Annotated in this window: 20 protein-coding genes and 4 tRNA genes; 12 read left to right on the forward strand and 12 right to left on the reverse strand. The window is 58.6% G+C overall.

The annotated features are described in order from the left end of the window. Nucleotides 1-252 precede the first annotated feature (252 nt). The 4 genes from AC3WP4_RS16940 to AC3WP4_RS16955 all read left to right on the forward strand — a co-directional run bounded on the left by AC3WP4_RS16940 (nt 253) and on the right by AC3WP4_RS16955 (nt 669). Nucleotides 253-328: transfer RNA gene (locus tag AC3WP4_RS16940), tRNA-Asn, on the forward strand. A gap of 9 nt (nt 329-337) precedes the next feature. Further along, nucleotides 338-414, forward strand: a tRNA-Pro gene (locus AC3WP4_RS16945). 5 nt (nt 415-419) lie between these two features. Further along, nucleotides 420-495, forward strand: a tRNA-Lys gene (locus AC3WP4_RS16950). A 97-nt stretch (nt 496-592) separates the two neighbouring features. Continuing rightward, a tRNA-Pro gene (locus AC3WP4_RS16955) sits at nt 593-669 on the forward strand. A 114-nt stretch (nt 670-783) separates the two neighbouring features. Here the strand turns inward: AC3WP4_RS16955 and AC3WP4_RS16960 are convergent. From AC3WP4_RS16960 to AC3WP4_RS16980, 5 genes are all read right to left on the reverse strand, one after another. Further along, complete coding sequence (locus AC3WP4_RS16960) at nt 784-1,182, reverse strand: HvfA family oxazolone/thioamide-modified RiPP metallophore (RefSeq protein WP_074870996.1); 399 nt, start codon at nt 1,180-1,182, stop codon at nt 784-786. 264 nt (nt 1,183-1,446) lie between these two features. Then, nucleotides 1,447-2,745: an NAD(P)/FAD-dependent oxidoreductase gene (locus tag AC3WP4_RS16965; protein WP_074870994.1), complete on the reverse strand. Its 1,299-nt coding sequence runs from the start codon at nt 2,743-2,745 to the stop codon at nt 1,447-1,449. A 60-nt stretch (nt 2,746-2,805) separates the two neighbouring features. Then, nucleotides 2,806-2,979 carry a DUF3094 domain-containing protein gene (locus tag AC3WP4_RS16970; RefSeq protein ID WP_074870992.1) on the reverse strand — a complete coding sequence of 58 codons (174 nt, stop codon included), beginning with the start codon at nt 2,977-2,979 and terminating at the stop codon, nt 2,806-2,808. 54 nt (nt 2,980-3,033) lie between these two features. Next, entirely contained in the window at nt 3,034-3,561 is a 528-nt protein-coding gene (locus tag AC3WP4_RS16975; protein WP_074870991.1) for an MOSC domain-containing protein, read from the reverse strand. Then, the gene (locus AC3WP4_RS16980) at nt 3,558-4,184 is read right to left on the reverse strand and encodes a DUF1780 domain-containing protein (RefSeq protein ID WP_074870989.1); all 627 of its coding nucleotides are present in this window, start codon (nt 4,182-4,184) and stop codon (nt 3,558-3,560) included. Before AC3WP4_RS16980 ends, AC3WP4_RS16975 begins: the two co-directional genes overlap by 4 nt. 129 nt (nt 4,185-4,313) lie before the next feature. On the opposite strand from AC3WP4_RS16980, the gene AC3WP4_RS16985 reads away from it, so the two are divergent. From AC3WP4_RS16985 to AC3WP4_RS17000, 4 genes are all read left to right on the forward strand, one after another. Beyond that, nucleotides 4,314-4,781 carry an FAD/FMN-containing dehydrogenase gene (locus AC3WP4_RS16985; RefSeq protein ID WP_102616142.1) on the forward strand — a complete coding sequence of 156 codons (468 nt, stop codon included), beginning with the start codon at nt 4,314-4,316 and terminating at the stop codon, nt 4,779-4,781. Between the two features lie 302 nt (nt 4,782-5,083). Further along, nucleotides 5,084-6,448 carry an aromatic acid/H+ symport family MFS transporter gene (locus AC3WP4_RS16990; protein ID WP_102616139.1) on the forward strand — a complete coding sequence of 455 codons (1,365 nt, stop codon included), beginning with the start codon at nt 5,084-5,086 and terminating at the stop codon, nt 6,446-6,448. Next, the gene (locus AC3WP4_RS16995) at nt 6,445-7,665 is read left to right on the forward strand and encodes a benzoate/H(+) symporter BenE family transporter (protein ID WP_102616138.1); all 1,221 of its coding nucleotides are present in this window, start codon (nt 6,445-6,447) and stop codon (nt 7,663-7,665) included. Before AC3WP4_RS16990 ends, AC3WP4_RS16995 begins: the two co-directional genes overlap by 4 nt. Nucleotides 7,666-7,682: 17 nt before the next feature. Continuing rightward, nucleotides 7,683-8,951 carry an OprD family porin gene (locus AC3WP4_RS17000; protein WP_102616137.1) on the forward strand — a complete coding sequence of 423 codons (1,269 nt, stop codon included), beginning with the start codon at nt 7,683-7,685 and terminating at the stop codon, nt 8,949-8,951. Nucleotides 8,952-8,959: 8 nt separating this feature from the next. Here AC3WP4_RS17000 and AC3WP4_RS17005 read toward each other — a convergent pair whose 3' ends face one another. Then, nucleotides 8,960-9,202, reverse strand: coding sequence for a DUF2790 domain-containing protein (locus AC3WP4_RS17005; protein ID WP_102616136.1), 243 nt, complete (start codon nt 9,200-9,202; stop codon nt 8,960-8,962). A gap of 121 nt (nt 9,203-9,323) precedes the next feature. On the opposite strand from AC3WP4_RS17005, the gene AC3WP4_RS17010 reads away from it, so the two are divergent. Beyond that, the gene (locus AC3WP4_RS17010) at nt 9,324-10,256 is read left to right on the forward strand and encodes a LysR family transcriptional regulator (RefSeq protein ID WP_074870979.1); all 933 of its coding nucleotides are present in this window, start codon (nt 9,324-9,326) and stop codon (nt 10,254-10,256) included. Between the two features lie 80 nt (nt 10,257-10,336). On the opposite strand, the gene AC3WP4_RS17015 is transcribed toward AC3WP4_RS17010, so the two are convergent. After that, on the reverse strand, nt 10,337-11,791 hold the full coding sequence (locus AC3WP4_RS17015; protein WP_074870978.1) for a TrkH family potassium uptake protein: 1,455 nt from the start codon (nt 11,789-11,791) through the stop codon (nt 10,337-10,339). Between the two features lie 245 nt (nt 11,792-12,036). On the opposite strand from AC3WP4_RS17015, the gene AC3WP4_RS17020 reads away from it, so the two are divergent. Both AC3WP4_RS17020 and AC3WP4_RS17025 read left to right on the forward strand, forming a co-directional pair. Then, nucleotides 12,037-12,726: an energy-coupling factor ABC transporter permease gene (locus AC3WP4_RS17020; protein ID WP_074870976.1), complete on the forward strand. Its 690-nt coding sequence runs from the start codon at nt 12,037-12,039 to the stop codon at nt 12,724-12,726. 63 nt (nt 12,727-12,789) lie between these two features. After that, complete coding sequence (locus tag AC3WP4_RS17025; RefSeq protein ID WP_008153324.1) at nt 12,790-13,005, forward strand: hypothetical protein; 216 nt, start codon at nt 12,790-12,792, stop codon at nt 13,003-13,005. Between the two features lie 3 nt (nt 13,006-13,008). On the opposite strand, the gene yacG is transcribed toward AC3WP4_RS17025, so the two are convergent. The 5 genes from yacG to pilB are packed head-to-tail and all read right to left on the reverse strand — an operon-like array spanning nt 13,009 to nt 17,620. Continuing rightward, complete coding sequence (gene yacG, locus AC3WP4_RS17030; RefSeq protein WP_008153323.1) at nt 13,009-13,209, reverse strand: DNA gyrase inhibitor YacG; 201 nt, start codon at nt 13,207-13,209, stop codon at nt 13,009-13,011. Further along, on the reverse strand, nt 13,206-13,829 hold the full coding sequence (coaE, locus tag AC3WP4_RS17035) for a dephospho-CoA kinase (RefSeq protein ID WP_074870974.1): 624 nt from the start codon (nt 13,827-13,829) through the stop codon (nt 13,206-13,208). Before coaE ends, yacG begins: the two co-directional genes overlap by 4 nt. Then, nucleotides 13,826-14,698: a prepilin peptidase gene (locus AC3WP4_RS17040; RefSeq protein ID WP_102616135.1), complete on the reverse strand. Its 873-nt coding sequence runs from the start codon at nt 14,696-14,698 to the stop codon at nt 13,826-13,828. The genes coaE and AC3WP4_RS17040 overlap by 4 nt, the downstream gene beginning before the upstream one ends. A 1-nt stretch (nt 14,699) precedes the next feature. Continuing rightward, nucleotides 14,700-15,917, reverse strand: coding sequence for a type II secretion system F family protein (locus tag AC3WP4_RS17045; RefSeq protein ID WP_074870970.1), 1,218 nt, complete (start codon nt 15,915-15,917; stop codon nt 14,700-14,702). A 2-nt stretch (nt 15,918-15,919) separates the two neighbouring features. Then, on the reverse strand, nt 15,920-17,620 hold the full coding sequence (pilB, locus tag AC3WP4_RS17050) for a type IV-A pilus assembly ATPase PilB (protein ID WP_074870968.1): 1,701 nt from the start codon (nt 17,618-17,620) through the stop codon (nt 15,920-15,922). A gap of 226 nt (nt 17,621-17,846) precedes the next feature. On the opposite strand from pilB, the gene AC3WP4_RS17055 reads away from it, so the two are divergent. Further along, on the forward strand, nt 17,847-18,275 hold the full coding sequence (locus tag AC3WP4_RS17055) for a pilin (RefSeq protein WP_102616134.1): 429 nt from the start codon (nt 17,847-17,849) through the stop codon (nt 18,273-18,275). Nucleotides 18,276-18,916 lie beyond the last annotated feature (641 nt).

Here is an 18,916-nt window from a genome sequence, read left to right on the forward strand (position 1 = left end):
TTTTTCGCCAGGCTGTTGAACTCTAAGGAAAAGGCTTGTAAAGTGCGCCCCGCAGTAAGTCGCCCTGAAGGGTTCCAGCTCCCCAAGCCGGAATCTGAAATAAGTTGCAAATCATTAACTTGAAAGCAATTTAGGGGGTTGACAGAGGTGCTTAAGATTGTAGAATAGCGCGCCTCAGACACACGAACGCAGCGATGCGAACGGGTCGAAGAGGTGAAGCAAGCTTCACAGTTGTAAATTGAAATATGTAGTTCCGTGATAGCTCAGTCGGTAGAGCAAATGACTGTTAATCATTGGGTCCCAGGTTCGAGTCCTGGTCACGGAGCCAATTTCAAGCCGGGGTATAGCGCAGTCCGGTAGCGCGCCTGCTTTGGGAGCAGGATGTCAGGAGTTCGAATCCCCTTACCCCGACCATTTTTGGGTCGTTAGCTCAGTTGGTAGAGCAGTTGGCTTTTAACCAATTGGTCGTAGGTTCGAATCCCACACGACCCACCATTTTTGAAACCAGTTCACGCTGGGATCAGATCTTAAGATCAGAGGCCAAAAGCACTGATCGAAGAAGGCGACTTTTTAAAGGTCGCCTTTTTATTACCGGGGTATAGCGCAGTCCGGTAGCGCGCCTGCTTTGGGAGCAGGATGTCAGGAGTTCGAATCCCCTTACCCCGACCATATTAAAAATCCTCGTATCGAAAGATACGGGGATTTTTTTTGCCTTCGAAAAATGTTCCAGATGCAAAAAAGCCGCGCTTCTCGACGGAAAAGCGCGGCCTGGTACTCGGCAGATTAGGCGCCGTCTTGGTCTTTCAAATGCTCGAACAGGCCTTTTGGCATTTTCTTGCCATTGGCTTCGTAGTTGGCTTTCACGTTATCGAATGCCTCTTGCTCGTCGATGAAGCCGTCATGGTTGGTGTCGATCTTGTCGAAATTGGATTTCGGCGCAACTTTCTGGAATTCGGCACGGGATACCTTGCCGTCGTCATCCGTGTCGGTTTTTGCCATCGAGGCATCGCCACACTTGCCCTCGCCACATTTCCCTTCAGGAGTCTTCACGACCTGTTCGGCCGAGGCCAGCAGGTAGCCCTGAGTCAGTGGTTGCGCGGCGAACACCGAACCGGACAACATCATTCCTCCGGCCAAAACAGCGCCGAGCAAACCGATAGTGTTTTTGGTGGTACGGGACATTTCAATACTCCTGGGTTGCACGACACAACCGTTCGATAAAGGACGCCACGCAAATGCGGCGATAACCGTAGCTGGCGGTAGCCTTGCTCGGGAGCGGCCATTTAGCGGGCGTGGTGTATCGCTACTGTGTCGCGCAAGGGGGAGTTTGTAAGCGAAGGGGATGAAACGGCAGGGGAGATACAGTGAGACACAGATCTACAGGCTGGTGAGTAAAAATGTGGGAGTGAGCCGCCCGGAGCCGGCTCACTCCCACGCTAGATTGTGTTAGTGAAGTTTGAGCCGTGGCTCAGTCCCGCGCCCGATCTTGCTGCCCAACATCAACATCGCCGTACGAAACGCGCCATACAACGCCATCTGGTGCATGCGATACAGCGACACGTAAAACATCCGCGCCAGCCAGCCTTCAAGCATCACGCTGCCGGTGAGGTTGCCCATCAAGTTACCCACAGCCGAAAAACGCGACAGCGAGATCAGTGAGCCGTAGTCGGTGTATTTGTAAGCCGGCAGAGGCTTGCCTTCAATTCGCAGTTTCAGCGATTTGGCCAGCAACGAAGCTTGCTGATGCGCAGCCTGGGCGCGCGGCGGCACATTGCGGTCGGTGCCCGGCTGCGGGCACGCCGCGCAGTCACCGAAGGCGAAGATGTTCTCGTCGCGGGTGGTTTGCAGGGTCGGCAGCACGTGCAGCTGATTGATCCGGTTGGTTTCCAGGCCATCGATGTCCTTGAGGAAACCCGGTGCACGAATCCCGGCCGCCCAGACTTTCAGGCTGGCATTGATGACTTTGCCATCGGCGGTGATCAGGCTGTCGGCCGTCACTTCACTGACGGCGGCATTGGTCATGACGTTGACCCCGAGTTTCTCCAGGGTTTTATGCACAGGGCCGCCGATACGTTCCGGCAGCGCTGGCAGTACCCGTGGCCCCGCTTCAATCAGCGTGATGTGCATGTTCTCCGGTTTGATCCGGTCCAGGCCGTATGCCGCCAGTTCATGGGCTGCGTTGTGCAGTTCTGCGGCCAGTTCGACCCCGGTGGCACCGGCGCCAACGATGGCCACGCTGATCTGCTCGACCTTGTCGGTCTGCCCGGCATGGGCGCGCAGGTAGTGGTTGAGCAATTGCTGGTGGAAGCGCTCGGCCTGTTTGCGGGTGTCGAGGAACAGACAGTGTTGCGCCGCGCCCTGTGTCCCGAAATCGTTGGTGGTGCTACCGACCGCGATCACCAGCGAGTCGTAACCCACTTCACGCGCCGGGACCAGTTCAATGCCGGCTTCGTCGTAGGTAGCGGCCAGCTGGATTTTTTTCTGTGCGCGATCAAGCCCGCTCATGCGCCCCAGCTGGAACTCGAAGTGGTTCCATTTTGCCTGGGCAACATAGTTGAGTTCGTCTTCGGAAGAGTTCAGGGAACCTGCCGCCACCTCGTGCAACAGCGGTTTCCAGATGTGGGTCAGGTTCGCGTCGACCAGCATCACACTGGCCGTGCCGCGCTTGCCCAGAGTCTTACCCAGACGGGTAGCCAACTCCAGACCGCCGGCGCCGCCGCCAACGATGACAATACGATGAGTCATGGGGATATCTCGCAAGGCTAAAAGAAATCGGTGCAGTCAACCGAGCGAGCGCGATGCTGCTCATAGCGTCAGGTAACTGATAAATCGGCTCAACAGGCCTAAACCAATGGTCACTGCCAACACCACCACCAGGAGCATCCACGGCCGGAAAGGCCGGCGCTCGACTTGGTGCTGGGACAATTGCAGGTACTCTTCGACATGCTTTTGGTCGTCTGGGTTCAGGCGGCTGGTCATATTGGGCCTCGTCAGGGGTAGACGTTGCTGAATGTGTAGAAGCTACAGGCGGATTTAACGAACGTTGAACGGAGCATAGCCGCTGGCAGGAATGGGCTCGACGCTCACCGTATCGTCCAGGCGAATGATTCCACTTTGTAACACCCGGGCGGTGATTCCGCCATGTCCGCGAACGGCCTGAAAAGTCCCGGGGCCGAGGTTGTTCTCGAGACGGGCGCAGGGTTGGCACCAGCCGGTGGTTTCGAAAATCGCCTGGCCAATCCTGAAGCGCCGACCCTTGAGACTGAACAGATTGATACCGCTGATAACGAGGTTGCGTCGCAAATCATTAGGTAATACCGGTTGATCCGCCGGGCGGCCCATCAGTGAGTTGATCACCGCCAGATGCTCCCATTGGATCAGCGTTACCTGCCGCGCATTGCGTACGCCGGGACGCGCGTGATCACCGGTCAATCCGGCTTCAAGCCGCGCTTCCACGGCATCGAGTTCGATCATCTGAGAACGTGATTGCGGCCGCACGCCGATCCAGCGAACGCGACCTGTTTGCGGCACTTCGGCAATCAGCTCCTGCAATGGACTCACAGGCTGATCCCGACGTCGAAAACAATGCTGCGACCCAGGTTGCTGCGCAAAAAATCCGGGGCATCCGGGTGCGCGAATAGCACACGGACGAAGGTCGGGCCGACCAGCGACAACGAGCGCCAGCCTTGGCGCAGGTATTCGGTAGGCGGCGGGAAATGGCTGTTGAGGTCCAGCACTTCGCGCTTGAGGCTGGCGAAGGCGATGATGTCCAGTTCGCCCAGGTCCATGCCGCGTTCTTTGTAGTTGTGCGCTTTTTTGCGCAAGGTTGGCGCGAGCCTGAGCAAGAACTCATTGGCCGGAATGCGCCGGGGCTTGGCCTCGCGGCGCACCAGCGAACTCAGGGAAAACGCACTGCGCCGGCGTTGCAGCTCATCGCGCCATTCGTCGTTGAGGCGTCGGCCCTCATCGAGCACGAAAAACACTTCGAAACTGGCGTCACGAAACAGCACGTCCGGCGGCTCCCCGGCCGGGGCGAATTCGTCGGCGCGATAGGGAATGTTCAGGCCTTGCAGCAGGCGCTGGCAGACCCAACGCTCACGCTCCCATTTGCGGGCATTGGACAGGAACGCGTTGGCTTGCTCGGCCGCAATGGTCAGCAGGCGTAAATAATCTGAGTCATCCATAGGCCCAAGCTTAGCGTTCATTTGCGACAAGCAGAAAGCGTGAAACGGTAAACAGGCGGACTGGGCGCTCGGAGCGGGCGGTGTAGACTGATGGCCATTACGCACATGCGCTCGAACGAGGACAGGAACGTGAAATATTGGCCCGTGTTATTGCTCAGTCTTCTGCCTCTTTGGGCGCAAGCACTGGAGGAGGGTGAGCGGCTGGCGCCGTGGACCTTGCTCGATCAGTTCGATCAGCCCTTCACACTTGATAACCAGACTCAGACGTTGCTGGTGGCGCGCAGCATGGACGCCGCCAAACTGGTCGCCGCCGCTCTGCAGGACCAGCCCAAGGGCTACCTGGAGGCTCGGCACGCGGTATTTGTCGCTGACATCCAGCGCATGCCTCGACTGATCGCGAAAATGTTTGCTGTACCGGCCATGCGCGATTATCCCTATCGAGTGCTGCTTGACCGTGATGGTCGCGTGGCGCCGCGCTACCCCGGACCTGTGGATAAAGTGCTGTGGCTGCAGCTCAAGGACGGTCAATTGGTGGGGCAGTACGAATTCGCTACGGCTGCGCAATTGCGTGAGGCGCTGGAGAAGGCCCTGCCCTGATCCGCGCAAAGCGCCTGTGAGCGCAGACGCTGACATCTGAATCATCCATCAGTCCGCACTTAGCGTTCAAATGTGATTGCAATGAAGGCAGTTCATCGCAGAGGTTCCGATCTGCCGGATTTGCGGCCCTCCATCCCCGCAACACTCCTCATCCCGCGCCCGTTTCAGGGCATTGCACAAAACGGATAGCGATCTGCGCAAAGCGGATATTGCCCCGCGCCTGGCGCCTCTACCCTCGGCTGTACGGACGTTAGCCGTGTTGCCGACGCTCTTAAAAAAAATAACAACAAGAGATAAATGCCATGCGCAAGATCGACGTACATGCGGTTATCGACAACGCACGATTCAATCGCTTTCACTGGATGGTGCTGTTCTGGTGTGCCCTGATCATCATTTTCGACGGTTACGATTTGGTGATCTACGGCGTGGTGTTGCCGATGCTGATGAAAGAGTGGGGGCTCAGTCCTCTGCAAGCGGGCGCACTGGGCAGTTATGCACTGTTCGGGATGATGTTCGGCGCGCTGTTTTTCGGCCCGCTGTCGGACAGGATCGGTCGCAAAAAAGCCATCACGATCTGCGTGATGCTGTTCAGCGGTTTTACCGTGCTCAATGGTTTTGCCCGCAACCCCACCGAGTTTGGCCTCTGCCGGTTCATTGCCGGGCTTGGCATTGGCGGGGTGATGCCCAACGTCGTGGCGCTGATGAACGAGTACGCGCCGAAGAAAATCCGCAGCACGCTGGTGGCGATCATGTTCAGCGGCTATTCGGTAGGCGGCATGCTGTCGGCGGGGCTCGGTATCGTGCTGATCCCGAGTTTTGGCTGGCAATCGGTGTTTTACGTGGCGGTGCTGCCGTTGCTGTTGTTGCCGTTGATCATGTACTTCCTGCCCGAGTCGGTAGGTTTCATGCTGCGCCAGGGGCGCAATGAAGAGGCGCGAAACGTCCTGCAGCGAATTGACCCGGCGTACGTCGCGCAAACCAGCGATCAGTTGCACATGAGCGAAGTGAAGGGCACTGGCACGCCGGTGTTGCAACTGTTTCGCGAAGGTCGTGCGCTGCGCACGCTGATGTTGTGGCTGGCGTTTTTCTGCTGCTTGCTGATGGTCTACGCCTTGAGTTCCTGGCTGCCAAAACTGATGGCCAACGCCGGTTACAGCCTGGGCTCGAGTCTGTCGTTCCTGCTGGTGCTCAACTTCGGTGCCATTTTCGGCGCGGTGGGCGGCGGTGTGCTGGGAGACAAACTCAACCTGCCGCGGGTGTTGGCGGTGTTCTTCGCCGTGGCAGCGGTGTCGATCACCTTGCTGGGCTTCAACAGTCCGATGCCGCTGTTGTACCTGCTGATCGCCATTGCCGGCGCCACCACCATTGGCTCGCAGATTCTGTTGTACGCCTGCGCCGCGCAGTTCTACTCCATGACCATTCGCTCCACCGGTTTGGGCTGGGCCTCGGGCATCGGGCGCAACGGTGCCATTGTCGGACCGCTGCTGGGCGGTGCCTTGCTCGGGATCAGCCTGCCGCTGCAACTGAACTTCATGGCATTCGCCTTGCCCGGTGCGGTGGCCGCGATGGCCATGACCGTGTTCGCCATCAGCAGTCGGCGCAGTGCCCAACAAAAGTTGCCGGGCATCCATGGATCGCCTGACGGGGCTGTCGGCGAGGCTTCATGAAAAGCTTATTCCAGGACTTTTCCCTGTCTGCGGCCGTGGCCGGATTTATCGCCACGGTGATTTCCTACGCAGGCCCGTTGGTGATCATCTTTCAGGCTGCCGAGACCGCGCACCTCTCGCGGGAGGTGCTGTCTTCCTGGGTTTGGGCGATTTCCATCGGCAGCGCCGTGCTCGGAATCGGGTTGAGCCTGCGTTACCGCGTCCCGGTGATCATCGCGTGGTCAGCGCCGGGTTCGGCGTTGCTGGTGGCGCTGTTGCCGGGGATCTCCATGCCGGAGGCGGTAGGTGCGTATCTGGTCAGTAGCCTGATTATCTTTCTGGTCGGGGTCTCGGGAGCGTTTGACCGGATCATCGGCAAACTGCCTGCGGCGATTGCGGCAGCGATGCTGGCGGGGATTCTGTTCAGCTTCGGCACCGGGTTGTTTGTCTCGTTGCAGGGCAAACCGTTGCTGGTGCTGGCGATGTTCGCCACCTACCTGGTCTGCAAACGGCTGATGCCGCGGTATGCGGTGTTGATGGTGCTGCTGGTGGGTTGCTCGATGGCTTTTCTCGCCGGTGATTTGCACAGCGAGGCGTTGGTAATCGGGATGGCCACGCCGGTGTGGATCACACCTACGTTCAGCCTGAGCGCGACCCTGAATATCGCCTTGCCGCTGGTGATGGTGGCGCTGACCGGCCAGTTCGTTCCCGGCATGGCGGTGCTGCGCGCCAGCGGTTACCCAACGCCGGCCGGCCCGATCATCGCCAGCAGTGCGGTGGGCACGGCGCTGTTGGCGCCGTTCGGTTGCCATGGGCTGAATCTGGCAGCCATCACCGCGGCGATTTGTACCGGGCGCGAAGCCCATGAAGATCCCGGCAAACGCTATGTGGCCGGGGTTGTGGGCGGGCTGTGTTACCTGGTGCTGGGGATTTTCGGCGCCACCCTGGTTTCACTGTTTTCGGCGTTCCCCAAAGAACTGATCGCAGCCTTGGCCGGGCTGGCGCTGTTCGCCGCGATTGCCGGGGCGTTGGCCGGCGCAATGGCCGTGCCGAGTGATCGCGAAGCCGCGTTGGTGACTTTTCTGACCACCGCCTCGGGCATGTCGTTGTTGGGTTTGTCCGCTGCTTTTTGGGGGCTGATTTTCGGCATGGTCACGCACGTGTTGTTAAACGCCCGTCGTCCCGTTCCCCGCAGCAAATCTGCTGCGGCTGAAGCACTTCAACCTGTCGATCAATAAAAATAAGAGAAAAAACAATGAAACAGATTCTTCCAACAACCGGTTCAGTGTTGTCCATGGCGGTCGTCTCGAGTTTCTCCGCCGGTGCGATGGCGGCCGAGAATGGCTTCATCGAAGACACCACCGCCACCTTGCAAGCACGCAATTACTACTTCAGCCGAGACTTTTCCGACATCGTCGGAGCCAACCAACAATCGAAGGCTGAAGAGTGGGCGCAGGGCTTCATCCTCAACGTCAAATCCGGTTATACCCAGGGCCCCGTCGGTGTTGGTGTGGATGTTATTGGCCTGCTCGGCCTCAAGCTCGACAGCAGCCCGGACCGGGTCAATACAGGTTTGCTGCCGGTGCAGGATGACGGGCGCGCGGCGGATGATTACAGCCGTCTGGAAGGCGCGTTGAAGGTGCGATTCTCCAAAACCGAACTGAAGGTGGGTGAGTTGCAACCCAACCTGCCGGTGCTGGCCTTCAGCGATATCCGTTTGCTGCCGCCCAGCTATCAGGGCGCGAGCATCAGCTCGAACGAGATCAATGGCCTGACCGTACAAGGTGGCCACTTGAACTCGACCAGCCTGCGCAACGAGGCCGGCGACGAAAAGATGCAAGCCATGCTCGGTCATGTGCCGCAGCGTCAGGTCAGCAGTGATGGTTTCAACTTTGCTGGCGCCGATTACGCCTTCAACGATAAACGCAGCTCGGTCAGCGCCTGGTTCGGGCAACTGGAAGATATCTACAACCAGCGCTTTCTCGGCCTCAAGCACAGCGAGCCGTTGGGCAACTGGATCCTGGGCGCCAACCTTGGGTATTACGATTCGCACGAAGACGGCAAAAAACTGCTGGGCAACATCGACAACCAGGCGTTTTTCTCCTTGCTGTCGGCCAAGCGTGGCGGCCACACGTTCTATGTCGGCTATCAGGGCATGTTCGGCGACAGTGCCTTCCCGCGAGTGTTTGCCAACATCAGCCCTCTGGGTAACGAGGTGCCGACCTACGAGTTCGCCTATACCGATGAGCGCTCCTGGCAGGCGCGTTACGACTACGATTTCGCCGCCCTCGGCGTGCCGGGGCTGACCAGCACCGTGCGCTACATCACTGGCAGCAATGTCGATACCGGCAAAGGGTTCGAGGGCAAGGACCGCGAGCGCGATCTGGACATCGGCTATGTGCTGCAGAGCGGCAGCCTCAAAGGTCTCGGGATCCGCGTGCGCAACGCGATGGCGCGTTCCAACTACCGCAGCGATATCGACGAAAACCGCTTGATCCTCAGCTACACCTGGACGCTGCTATAAGGGCGCGGTCATAGATCTGTGGTGCAGTCACCCATGACCTCGTACGTCACGCTATGGGTCTGGCCTTGATGATCGACGTACACCATGGTTGCAGGCACAACCCCGCAGGCGGTTGCGGTGTTCGACACTGAAACCACTTCGGCAATGTCCAGCGGCTGTGCGGGGTTGTACGAAGTGGCGGCGGGTTGGTTGCCGGCGGCCATGGCCGAGGTGGCGACAACGGTCAGAAACAGGCTGATCAGGGTTTTCATTTTTCCGTGCTCCGTGTTGATTCCGGTACCTGGATTCTAGTCTTTGCCCATCACCGATAAAGGGGCTCGCGCCTGAAGCAGCCTTACATCAAACGTAACAGTGACCGCCCGTGGAGGGCTTATGGATCTGCTCAATAACTTGCGGGTGTTCGTCCGCGTGGTGGAGTGCGCAAGCTTTACCGCCGCCGCCGATGCGCTGGAACTGTCAACTGCGCAAGTGTCGCGACTGGTGGCCGATCTGGAGCAGCATGTGCAAGCACGCTTGCTGCACCGCACCACGCGACGGTTGAGCCTGACCGAGGCCGGTGAACGCTTTTTGGTGCGCAGTCGGCAAATACTCGAAGAAATGGAGGTGGCAACGGCTGAGGCTCGCGGTGCCCATCTCAAACCGAGTGGACGACTGCGGGTTCACAGCATGAATGGCCTGGGGGTGCTGATCACGCCATTGATCGCGCGCTACAGCGAGCTTTACCCCGACGTGGTGTTCGAGTTGACCCTGTCGCAGCGCAATCCCGATCCTATGGAGGAAGGGCACGACGTGGTGATTTCGATTGCCCATGAACTGGCCGATTCGCAAATGGTCGCCCAGTCCATCGGGCAGATTTACAGCGTGCCCTGCGCCTCCCCGCACTACCTGCAACGGCGTGGCGTACCGCGAACACCGATGGCGCTCAATGATCATCAGTGCCTGCGCATGCTCGACCCGTTGTACAAAGATGAATGGGTGTTCCGGGACGAAGAGGGCGAGCATGCCATCAGCCCGGCCAGGACCTTTCAATGCAACGTCGCCGAATCAATGGTCAAGGCGTCGGAATCCGGCATGGGGATCAGCCTGATTCCGTTCTATACCGCGACGCGTCCCTTGAGCGATGGCACCTTGTTGCGTTTGTTGCCGGCCTGGCGCCCCCGTGAGCGCAACGTTTATGCGCTGTACCCATCGCGGCGTTTTCTCGATGCCAAGGTTCGGACCTGGGTGGACTTTCTCAAAGCCGAATTACCCAAGCTGTTCGCTGAACACGAGGCGGTGATGAACGATCCACGGCATTGGGCCTGAAGTGCCGGTTACGTCACCCCATCCAGTTCGGCAGGGCCAGAAGCGCGTTGGCACGCTGGACAGGAACAGTCCAGGCATGGCTAGTACTTCCAGAAAACCGGGATGAACAGCACCAGAACAGTGAGGATTTCCAGTCTTCCCAGCAACATGCCAACGGTCAGCAGCCATTTGGCCGAATCGGGCAGTGTCGAGAAGTTACCTGCCGGGCCAATGATCGAACCAAGGCCTGGCCCCACGTTGCAGACGGCAGTGGCCGCGCCACTCAATGCCGTGGTCCAGTCCAGGCCGATGAGCGCCAACCCCATCGCGATCGCCCCGATGGTGATGGTGAAAAAGAATGAAAACGTCAGGAGTGAGCGGGCGATATCTTCATCGATCGGGCGATTGTTGTATTTCTTCTGGATGACGGCGCGAGGATGAATCAATTGTTTCAGGCTGCCCATGAGCAGGGCGCCAGCCACTTGAAAACGGAAGATTTTAAGACCGCCGGCAGTGGAGCCGGAGCAGCCGCCGACAAAGGTCAGATAAAAAAACAGCAACACGGAGAAGCTGCCCCATAACGTGTAATCCCCTAGCGCCACGCCGGTCGTCGTGACCACCGACGTCACGTTGACCGCCACGATCCGAAACGCGTCCCACCAGCCGTGCTCGCTGTTCAAGCACAGCCAGGTGCCGAACAGCAGCCAGGTGATGAGCAAAAAGCCAATGAAACCGCGTACCTGATGATCGTTGAACAAGGCCTGTTTATTCCCGCGTAGCGTGCTCACATACAGCGTGAAAGGCAGGCTGCCCAGAATCATGACAACCACTGACACCCAATGAATGGCCGGTTGTGTCCAGTGCGCCAGAGACGCATCGGAGGTGGAAAAACCGCCTGTGGAAATCAACGCCATTGCATGATTGACGGCTTCGAACGGCGTCATCCCGGCTATCCACAGGGCCAGCGTGGAAACAGCGGTCAGCCCGACATACAGCCCCAGAATATATTTGGCGGCGACATGGGAGCGGGGTGTGACCTTCTCCGACCAGTCGGATGATTCGGTCTGGAACAGGCGCATCCCCCCGACCCGCAATAGCGGCAGGATGGCCACGGCCATGCCGATGAAGCCGATCCCGCCCAGCCAATGCAGCATTGAACGCCAAATCAGCAATCCGGGAGAGGCAGTGTCCAGGCCGGTCAGAATGGTCGATCCGGTGGTGGTGATACCGGACATCGTTTCAAAAAACGCGTCGGTGTAGCTGATGTGCTGAATAAAGACCATGGGTAACGCGGCAAACATGCAAACGACCACCCAACTGGCCGTGGTCAGCATGTACATATCGCGGGGACGCAACTGAGCGTTTTCAGGACGTCCCTTGTTAATCAGCAGCAGCCCGGACACCATCGTGATCACAATTGACCACCCAAAGGCCGACATCTCATCGTTGCGTTCATAGATCACCAGCGTGAGCAGCGGTATCGCCATACTCACTGCAAGCGTGATCAGAAAAATACCCAGGATGAAACCGATAAACCGCAAAACCGCAATGGACATAGATAACGCCTGTCTTGTTAGCGCCGCGCAGTATCGACCGGCTTGCCATTTTGTCTCGTAAAGTTTGCGTAACGTTTGTTCTTTCCCTGGATTCTCTGCGTGCCGGCTGGAAGTGCGATACGGCCACTCAGAAACGCCGGTATAGACTCATAGCTATCACGACGGGAGAGACGCGTGAAATATAGAACAATGTTGCTGCTCAGTCGTTTGCTTGCGCGGGGCCCGGCGTCCAGGAAGGCGCGCCCATGATCGGCGCCGAGTTGCTGTCAGCGCAAAGCCTTGCAGTTGGCTGGCTGATATACGTGCCGGCAGTGATCTGGGCTGTCTGTCGAGCACCCTGGGTTGAATTGTTCAGCGACAGTCGCCGCCAGCATCTGTTGTTCGGCACGGTGTTCGCGTTGTTCTTGCTCTGGCTGGTGCGGCAAGACTTCGACACCGGCGTGTCCTACCACTTTATCGGCATGACCGCCGTGACCCTGTTGCTCGACTGGCCGCTGGCGATTGTCGGCGGGTTGGTCGCGCAAGCGGGACTGGTACTGCTCGGGCGCCAGGATCTGGCGGCGATGGGGGTCAACGGTGCGCTGCTGATTCTGCTGCCGGTGCTGGTCACCGAATGCTGCGCGATCCTGGTGGAGCGAGCGCAACCGCGTAATCCCTTTGTGTATATCTTCGTGTCCGGTTTCTTTGCTGCGGCGCTGTCGGCGTTGCTGTGCCTGCTGCTGGCGCTGTGGTTGCTGTGGTTCGACGAACGTTTCGCCATGCCCTATTGGCTGGAGGATTTTGTCGGTTATCTGTGGCTGCTGATTTTTCCGGAAGCGTTCATCAACGGCATGGTCGTCAGCGCGTTGGTGGTGTTTTGCCCCGAGTGGCTGGAGACGTTCAATCGCACGCGCTACCTTTCAGCGCCCTGGAAAGACGACGATCCCAAATCTTGATCCATATCAAAGGCAAAAATCGCCCGCGAATCCATGCTTCGGAAAACCTTCAGGAGCATCGAAATGAGTGTCTACGAGTGGGCAAGGCAGGAGTTGCGTCAAAGTCTGGATGGGGCGCAGGAGGTGGGCTTTGATCCGGGGTTGAGCCTGCGTGCCTTGCTCAGTGCAGTGGTGCAACAGAGCAAGGCAGTGCGCAGTGTCGAAGACCTGGCCGATGAGTTGCGTTTTCTTGCAGAAAACCTCGATGACAGCCAGGACTACGGTTTTATGCGGCCTTGAAGATCAGTGACGCGGCTCGAAGTCTTCGCTGAACAGGTCGTCTTCGGCATCCGGGCTGACCGGAATCTTGTGTTCTTCCGAGGCCCATGCACCGAGGTCGATCAATTTGCAGCGATCCGAGCAGAACGGCCGGTTGACGTTGCTGGCGACCCATTCGACAGGGGCGCCACAGGTTGGGCAATTGACGGTTGGGGTCTGGCTCATGACTGGCCTCCACGCAAAGTAAGGTAAAAGTGATGCAGGCGTTCGACCTCGCTGTGCAGCCAGGCGAGGTCGCGGTCGTTGACCACCACATCGTCGGCGTGGCTCACGCGGTCCTGGCGGCTGGACTGGGCCTTGAGGATCGCCTGGACCTGTTGCTCGCTGGTCTGGTCACGCTGCAGGGTGCGCTCGATCTGTAGTTGTTCCGGGGCATCGATCACCAGGACTCGTTGGGTCATGGCGTACTGCCCGGACTCGATCAGCAATGGCGAAACCAGAATCGCGTAAGGCGATTGTGCCTTGGCCAGATGCTCGGCGATTTCCTTGGCGATCAGCGGATGCAACAACGCTTCGAGCCAGCGACGTTCCTCTGGTACTTCGAAGATCAATTTGCGCAACGCCGCGCGATCCAGCTGCCCGTCGGCTTGCAATACGCCAGGGCCGAAGTGTTCGGCGATCCTGGCCAGCGCCGGGCGCCCCGGCTCTACCACCCAACGCGCCGCGTGATCGGCGTCCACAACGTGTACGCCCAGGTCGATGAAGTGCTGGGCAGCCGCGCTTTTGCCGCTGCCGATGCCGCCGGTCAGGCCGAGAATCCAGGGTTTTTCCACAGGGGTATTCATTTCAAACCGACAAACTGCCAATAGAAGCCGGTTATTTGACCACCCCAGAGCAAGGCAATCCAGCCGGCAATTGCCAGAAAGGGGCCAAAGGGGATTGGCGTGGAGGTTTTTGCGTTGCGCAAACGCAGCAGAATCACGCCGACAACGGCGCCCACCATCGACGATAACAGGATGGTCAGTGGCAGGATCTGCCAGCCACCCCAGGCGCCGAACATCGCCAGCAACTTGAAATCACCGTGGCCCATGCCTTCCTTGCCGGTGATCAGCTTGAACAGCCAGAACACCGACCACAACGCCAAATAGCCGGCCACCGCGCCCCACAAAGCATCATGCAAGGGCACGAACAGCGCGAAGCTGTTGACGATCAGCCCCAGCCATATCAGCGGCAGCACCAGCATATCCGGCAGCAGTTGGTGCTCGGCGTCGATCAGGCTCATGGCCAGCAACCCCCAGCTCAGGAGCAGCGTCATGCAGGCCTGCCAGCCGAAACCGAAATGCCAGGCGATGAACGCCGAAAGCAGGCCGCAGGCCAGTTCGGTCAGTGGATAGCGTTTGCTGATGGCGGCCGTGCAGTTCGAGCATCGCCCCCGCAAGAACAGATAACTGAGCAGCGGAATATTTTCCCAGGCGCGAATTCGATGGCCGCAATGGGGGCACTGGGAGTGGGGCAGCATCAGGTTGAAGGTTGGCAGCGGTGTTTCACCTGGCAAACCCAGCACTTCACGAGCCTCCTCACGCCATTCGCGGTCAAGCATTTTTGGCAGGCGCCAGACCACCACGTTGAGGAAACTGCCCATCAGCAGGCCGACCAACATGGCTGCAATCACGAAGGACAATGGGTGGAGGGTCAGAATGTCGTTCAAGGGCATGTCAGATCGCTGAGCCGAGTTGGAAGATGGGCAGGTACATTGCAACCACCAGGCCCCCGACGATAACACCCAGCACCACCATGATGAACGGCTCCATCAGGCTGGTGAGGTTATCGACCATGTTGTCCACTTCGTCCTCATAGAAGCTCGCGACCTTGTCGAGCATGTCATCCAATGCGCCGGACTCTTCGCCGATGGCGGTCATCTGGATCGCCATACTCGGAAAAATGCCGGAGGCGCGCATGGAAAAATTCAGCTGCATACCGGTCGACACGTCCTGCTTGATCCGCAGCACCGCGCGCTTGAACACGATGTTGCCGGTAGCGCCGGCCACCGAATCCAGGGCTTCCACCAGTGGCACGCCTGCCGCAAAAGTCGTCGACAGTGTGCGGGCGTAACGGGCCACGGCGGACTTGTACATCAGCGTGCCAATCAGCGGCATTTTCAGCAGCCAGGTGTCCATTCGGTCGCGAAAGCCTTGCGACGTTTTAAACGCGTGGCGCACGCCGAAGATGGCCGCGATCAGCACGCCGAGCATCGCCCACCACCAGTCCTGCATGAATTCCGAGAGGCCGATGACCATCACCGTGAAGGCTGGCAATTCGGCGCCAAACCCTTTGAATACCGATTCGAACTGCGGCACCACTTTGACCAGCAGGATCCCGGTCACGATGATCGCGACGAACACCACCGCCAGCGGGTAGGTCATGGCTTTCTTGATCTTGGCCTTGAGGCTTTCGCTCTTTTCCTTATAGGTCGCCACTCGCTCCAGCAGGGTATCGAGGGCACCGGCCTGCTCGCCGGCATCGACCAGGTTGCAGTAGAGCTCATCGAAATACTGAGGTTTTTTGCGCAGGGAAGCGGCGAAGCTGTTACCCGCCGCGACCTCCTGTTTCACCTCGTCGATCAGCGTGCGCATGGCCGGGTTTTCGAAGCCTTCGCCGATGATGTCGAAGGACTGCAACAGCGGCACGCCGGCCTTCATCATGGTCGCCATCTGCCGGGTGAACAGGGCGATGTCCTGGGCCTTGATGCGCTTGCCCAGGTTGAAAATCGAGGTGGATTTCTTGCGTACCTTGCCGGGGGTGATGCCCTGCTTGCGCAACTGGGCCTTGATCAACGCCGGGTTCTGGCCGCTCAACTCGCCCGTCATTCTGGTGCCTTTGCGGTCGGTGCCTTCCCAGGCGTAGACGCTGATTTTTGCTGCTTTGACCGCCATATTCAGTCCTTGGTGACCCGGTTGATTTCTTCAAGGCTGGTGATGCCTTGCATGGCCTTGAGCAGGCCCGATGTGCGCAGGTCGTTGAAGCCGTCTTTACGCATCTGAATGTCGATTTCCAGTGAATTGCCTTCGGCCATGATCAGCCGTTGCAGGTCCTGCGTGTTCTTCACCACTTCATAAATCCCCACTCGCCCTTTGTAACCGCCGTTGCACAGATCGCAACCGACCGGTTCATAGATCGTGAATGAGCCGATGCGTTCCTCGGGGAAGCCTTCCTTGAGCAGCGCTTCCCGGGGAATCTCGATGGGTTTCTTGCAATGGCTGCACAACTTGCGCGCCAGGCGCTGGGCAATGATCAGGCTGATCGAGGTGGCAATGTTGAAACCCGGGATGCCCATGTTGTGCAGGCGCGTCAGGGTTTCGGCGGCGCTGTTGGTGTGCAGGGTCGACAGCACCAGGTGACCGGTCTGGGCGGCTTTGATGGCGATTTCGGCGGTTTCGAGGTCGCGGATTTCGCCGACCATGATCACGTCCGGGTCCTGTCGCAGAAATGAGCGCAGCGCCTGGGCGAAGTCCATTCCCTGCTTGGGATTGACGTTGACCTGGTTGATGCCTTCCATGTTGATCTCCACCGGGTCTTCGGCGGTGGAGATGTTGATGTCCACGGTGTTGAGAATGTTCAGCCCGGTGTAGAGCGATACGGTCTTGCCCGACCCGGTGGGGCCTGTCACCAGAATCATGCCCTGGGGTTGCTTCAGCGCGGCCATGTACAGGTCTTTCTGGTCCTGCTCGTAACCGAGGGCATCGATGCCCATTTGTGCGCTGGACGGGTCGAGGATCCGGATCACCACTTTCTCGCCCCACAGGGTCGGCAGGGTGTTGACCCGAAAATCGATGGACTTGGTCTTGGACAGGCGCATCTTGATCCGCCCGTCCTGGGGCCGGCGTCGTTCGGAGATGTCGAGGCTGGCCATGACTTTCAGCCGCGCGGCGATGCGACTGGCCAGGTGGATCGGTGGCTTGGCCACTTCACGCAAAATACCGTCGGTGCGCATCCGCACGCGGTAGGTTTTTTCGTAGGGTTCGAAATGCAGGTCGGAAGAGCCGCTTTTGATCGCATCCAGCAACATCTTGTGCACGAAGCGCACCACGGGCGCGTCATCGGCATCCTGGCCGGCAATGGCGTCTTGTCTGTTGTCATCGATCGACTCGATGTCCACGCCATCGAGGTCAACGTCAGCCATGTCTTCCAGGCCGGTGCCTTGGTTATCGAAGAATTTTTCGATGGCATCGCTGAGCTTGTCGTCCTCCACCAGGATGGCTTCGGTATTCAGCCCGGTGCTGAACTGGATGTCATTGATGGCTTGCTGATTGGTCGGGTCGGAAACCCCCACGAACAACTTGTTGCCGCGCCGCCAGAGGGGCAGGGCGTGGTGCTGGCGAATCAGTTTCTCGCTGATCAGTCCCTTGGGCTGGCTCTCCTTGTCCAGGCAGTTGAGGTCGAGCAAGGCCATGCCGAAGTGTTCCGACGCGATCTCGGCGACCTGGCGACTCTTCACCAGTTTGTTCTGCACCAGATAGCTGATGAGGGAGATTCGGCTGCGCTGGGCTTGCTGATACGCCTGTTGCGCGCTTTGGTCAGTGAGCAGCTCGGCCAGGACCAATTGCTTGGCCAGACCGCTAAGGGCAATGTCATTCATTGGGATACCGGACGCAGACAGTTCATGACTTATAGCCTAGTCAAGCGGAGGAACCAAACCAGCGGTGTTGAGGTGACAAAAAGTGTCAGATAGTGCGGATTCTGGGGGTAGGAAACGGCGTTGCACTCGCCTCACGTCCCGGCCAACAGGGCGCGCGACGCTTGGCATGGGCTGTGCTGCGGCTAGTTCAGGTCATGAGATTTCGACTCATGCATGGAGCTTGTCTATGAATACTCAGAAAGGTTTTACGCTTATCGAACTGCTGATCGTGGTGGCGATCATCGGGATTCTGGCGACGTTTGCGTTGCCGCAATATTCCAAGTATCAGGCCCGGGCCAAGGTCACGGCGGGGCTGGCTGAGATCAGCGCGTTGAAAGTGCCGTTCGAGGATCTTATGAATCAAGGGACCGATGTGACACTGGATAAGATCGGTGGTGCCACAACGACCTCCAACTGCACGACGTCAGCGACTGGCAAAGCGGCTGATGGAACAGGCTCTATTGCTTGCAAAATTCTTAATGCTCCGGGTCCGGTGTTGAATAAGTCCATCACTCTGACGCGCGCGTTGACTGGCTGGACATGCACCACCGAAGTCGATGCTGAATATGCGCCTAAAGCCTGCGCCGCTGCCGCTTCCACTGCCACATCAGGCTGATTTAAAACCGTTTTGCCTAGTGCCCCATCTTGCGGGTCGGGGGCATATCCGTTTTTGCGGTCACGGCGGCGGGCGGTTCCGCCCTTACGGCGGGTCACTTGGAAAAGCCCCAAGTAACCAAGGGCTCTTGCCCCTTTCGGTCGGTGCCTCGCCCAGGCTCGGCATGCCCTCGCTCCGGTCCTGCTCCGTGGGCCCGCCGCCATCGGCCATCCATGGCCGGGGGCGGCTAACCCGGCATCCATGCCGGGTTGCCCACTGCGCAGAACCTCCACTCGGCCTCCCGATGGGGCGTGCACCTCAAGATCAAAAGCTGGAGGCGAGCTAACGCTCGACCTGACTCTTCAAGCGTACGCATTCCCCTGTAGGAGCGAGCCTGCTCGCGAAAGACGTGAACGATAACGCGTGCTGTCTGAATGAACGCGGTGACCCAAACCTTAAATGAACAGCATTACGCCTTGCGGGGCGTTTTTTGTTCGCTCTCCGGGAAAAATCGAGTCATTGAGAAAACTTCCAATAATTCATGGCCTTAGGCCTGCGGTAAAACCCGCAACTTGCATGTCGATAATTCCGAAGTCATGCAATTTGCATGATTTCGAAAATCAGACGTTTTTGTAAGTTATTGATTTATATGTATTTATCGA

Source organism: Pseudomonas sp. FW305-20 (genome assembly GCF_058788075.1).

What these genes read in the sequence shown, in the direction of transcription:
- AC3WP4_RS16960 (WP_074870996.1), bottom strand. Translation starts at nt 1,182, where the DNA reads ATGTCCCGTACCACCAAAAACACTATCGGTTTGCTCGGCGCTGTTTTG.
- AC3WP4_RS16965 (WP_074870994.1), bottom strand. Translation starts at nt 2,745, where the DNA reads ATGACTCATCGTATTGTCATCGTTGGCGGCGGCGCCGGCGGTCTGGAG.
- AC3WP4_RS16970 (WP_074870992.1), bottom strand. Translation starts at nt 2,979, where the DNA reads ATGACCAGCCGCCTGAACCCAGACGACCAAAAGCATGTCGAAGAGTAC.
- AC3WP4_RS16980 (WP_074870989.1), bottom strand. Translation starts at nt 4,184, where the DNA reads ATGGATGACTCAGATTATTTACGCCTGCTGACCATTGCGGCCGAGCAA.
- AC3WP4_RS16990 (WP_102616139.1), top strand. Translation starts at nt 5,084, where the DNA reads ATGCGCAAGATCGACGTACATGCGGTTATCGACAACGCACGATTCAAT.
- AC3WP4_RS16995 (WP_102616138.1), top strand. Translation starts at nt 6,445, where the DNA reads ATGAAAAGCTTATTCCAGGACTTTTCCCTGTCTGCGGCCGTGGCCGGA.
- AC3WP4_RS17000 (WP_102616137.1), top strand. Translation starts at nt 7,683, where the DNA reads ATGAAACAGATTCTTCCAACAACCGGTTCAGTGTTGTCCATGGCGGTC.
- AC3WP4_RS17005 (WP_102616136.1), bottom strand. Translation starts at nt 9,202, where the DNA reads ATGAAAACCCTGATCAGCCTGTTTCTGACCGTTGTCGCCACCTCGGCC.
- AC3WP4_RS17010 (WP_074870979.1), top strand. Translation starts at nt 9,324, where the DNA reads ATGGATCTGCTCAATAACTTGCGGGTGTTCGTCCGCGTGGTGGAGTGC.
- AC3WP4_RS17015 (WP_074870978.1), bottom strand. Translation starts at nt 11,791, where the DNA reads ATGTCCATTGCGGTTTTGCGGTTTATCGGTTTCATCCTGGGTATTTTT.
- AC3WP4_RS17020 (WP_074870976.1), top strand. Translation starts at nt 12,037, where the DNA reads ATGATCGGCGCCGAGTTGCTGTCAGCGCAAAGCCTTGCAGTTGGCTGG.
- AC3WP4_RS17025 (WP_008153324.1), top strand. Translation starts at nt 12,790, where the DNA reads ATGAGTGTCTACGAGTGGGCAAGGCAGGAGTTGCGTCAAAGTCTGGAT.
- yacG (WP_008153323.1), bottom strand. Translation starts at nt 13,209, where the DNA reads ATGAGCCAGACCCCAACCGTCAATTGCCCAACCTGTGGCGCCCCTGTC.
- coaE (WP_074870974.1), bottom strand. Translation starts at nt 13,829, where the DNA reads ATGAATACCCCTGTGGAAAAACCCTGGATTCTCGGCCTGACCGGCGGC.
- AC3WP4_RS17040 (WP_102616135.1), bottom strand. Translation starts at nt 14,698, where the DNA reads ATGCCCTTGAACGACATTCTGACCCTCCACCCATTGTCCTTCGTGATT.
- AC3WP4_RS17045 (WP_074870970.1), bottom strand. Translation starts at nt 15,917, where the DNA reads ATGGCGGTCAAAGCAGCAAAAATCAGCGTCTACGCCTGGGAAGGCACC.
- pilB (WP_074870968.1), bottom strand. Translation starts at nt 17,620, where the DNA reads ATGAATGACATTGCCCTTAGCGGTCTGGCCAAGCAATTGGTCCTGGCC.
- AC3WP4_RS17055 (WP_102616134.1), top strand. Translation starts at nt 17,847, where the DNA reads ATGAATACTCAGAAAGGTTTTACGCTTATCGAACTGCTGATCGTGGTG.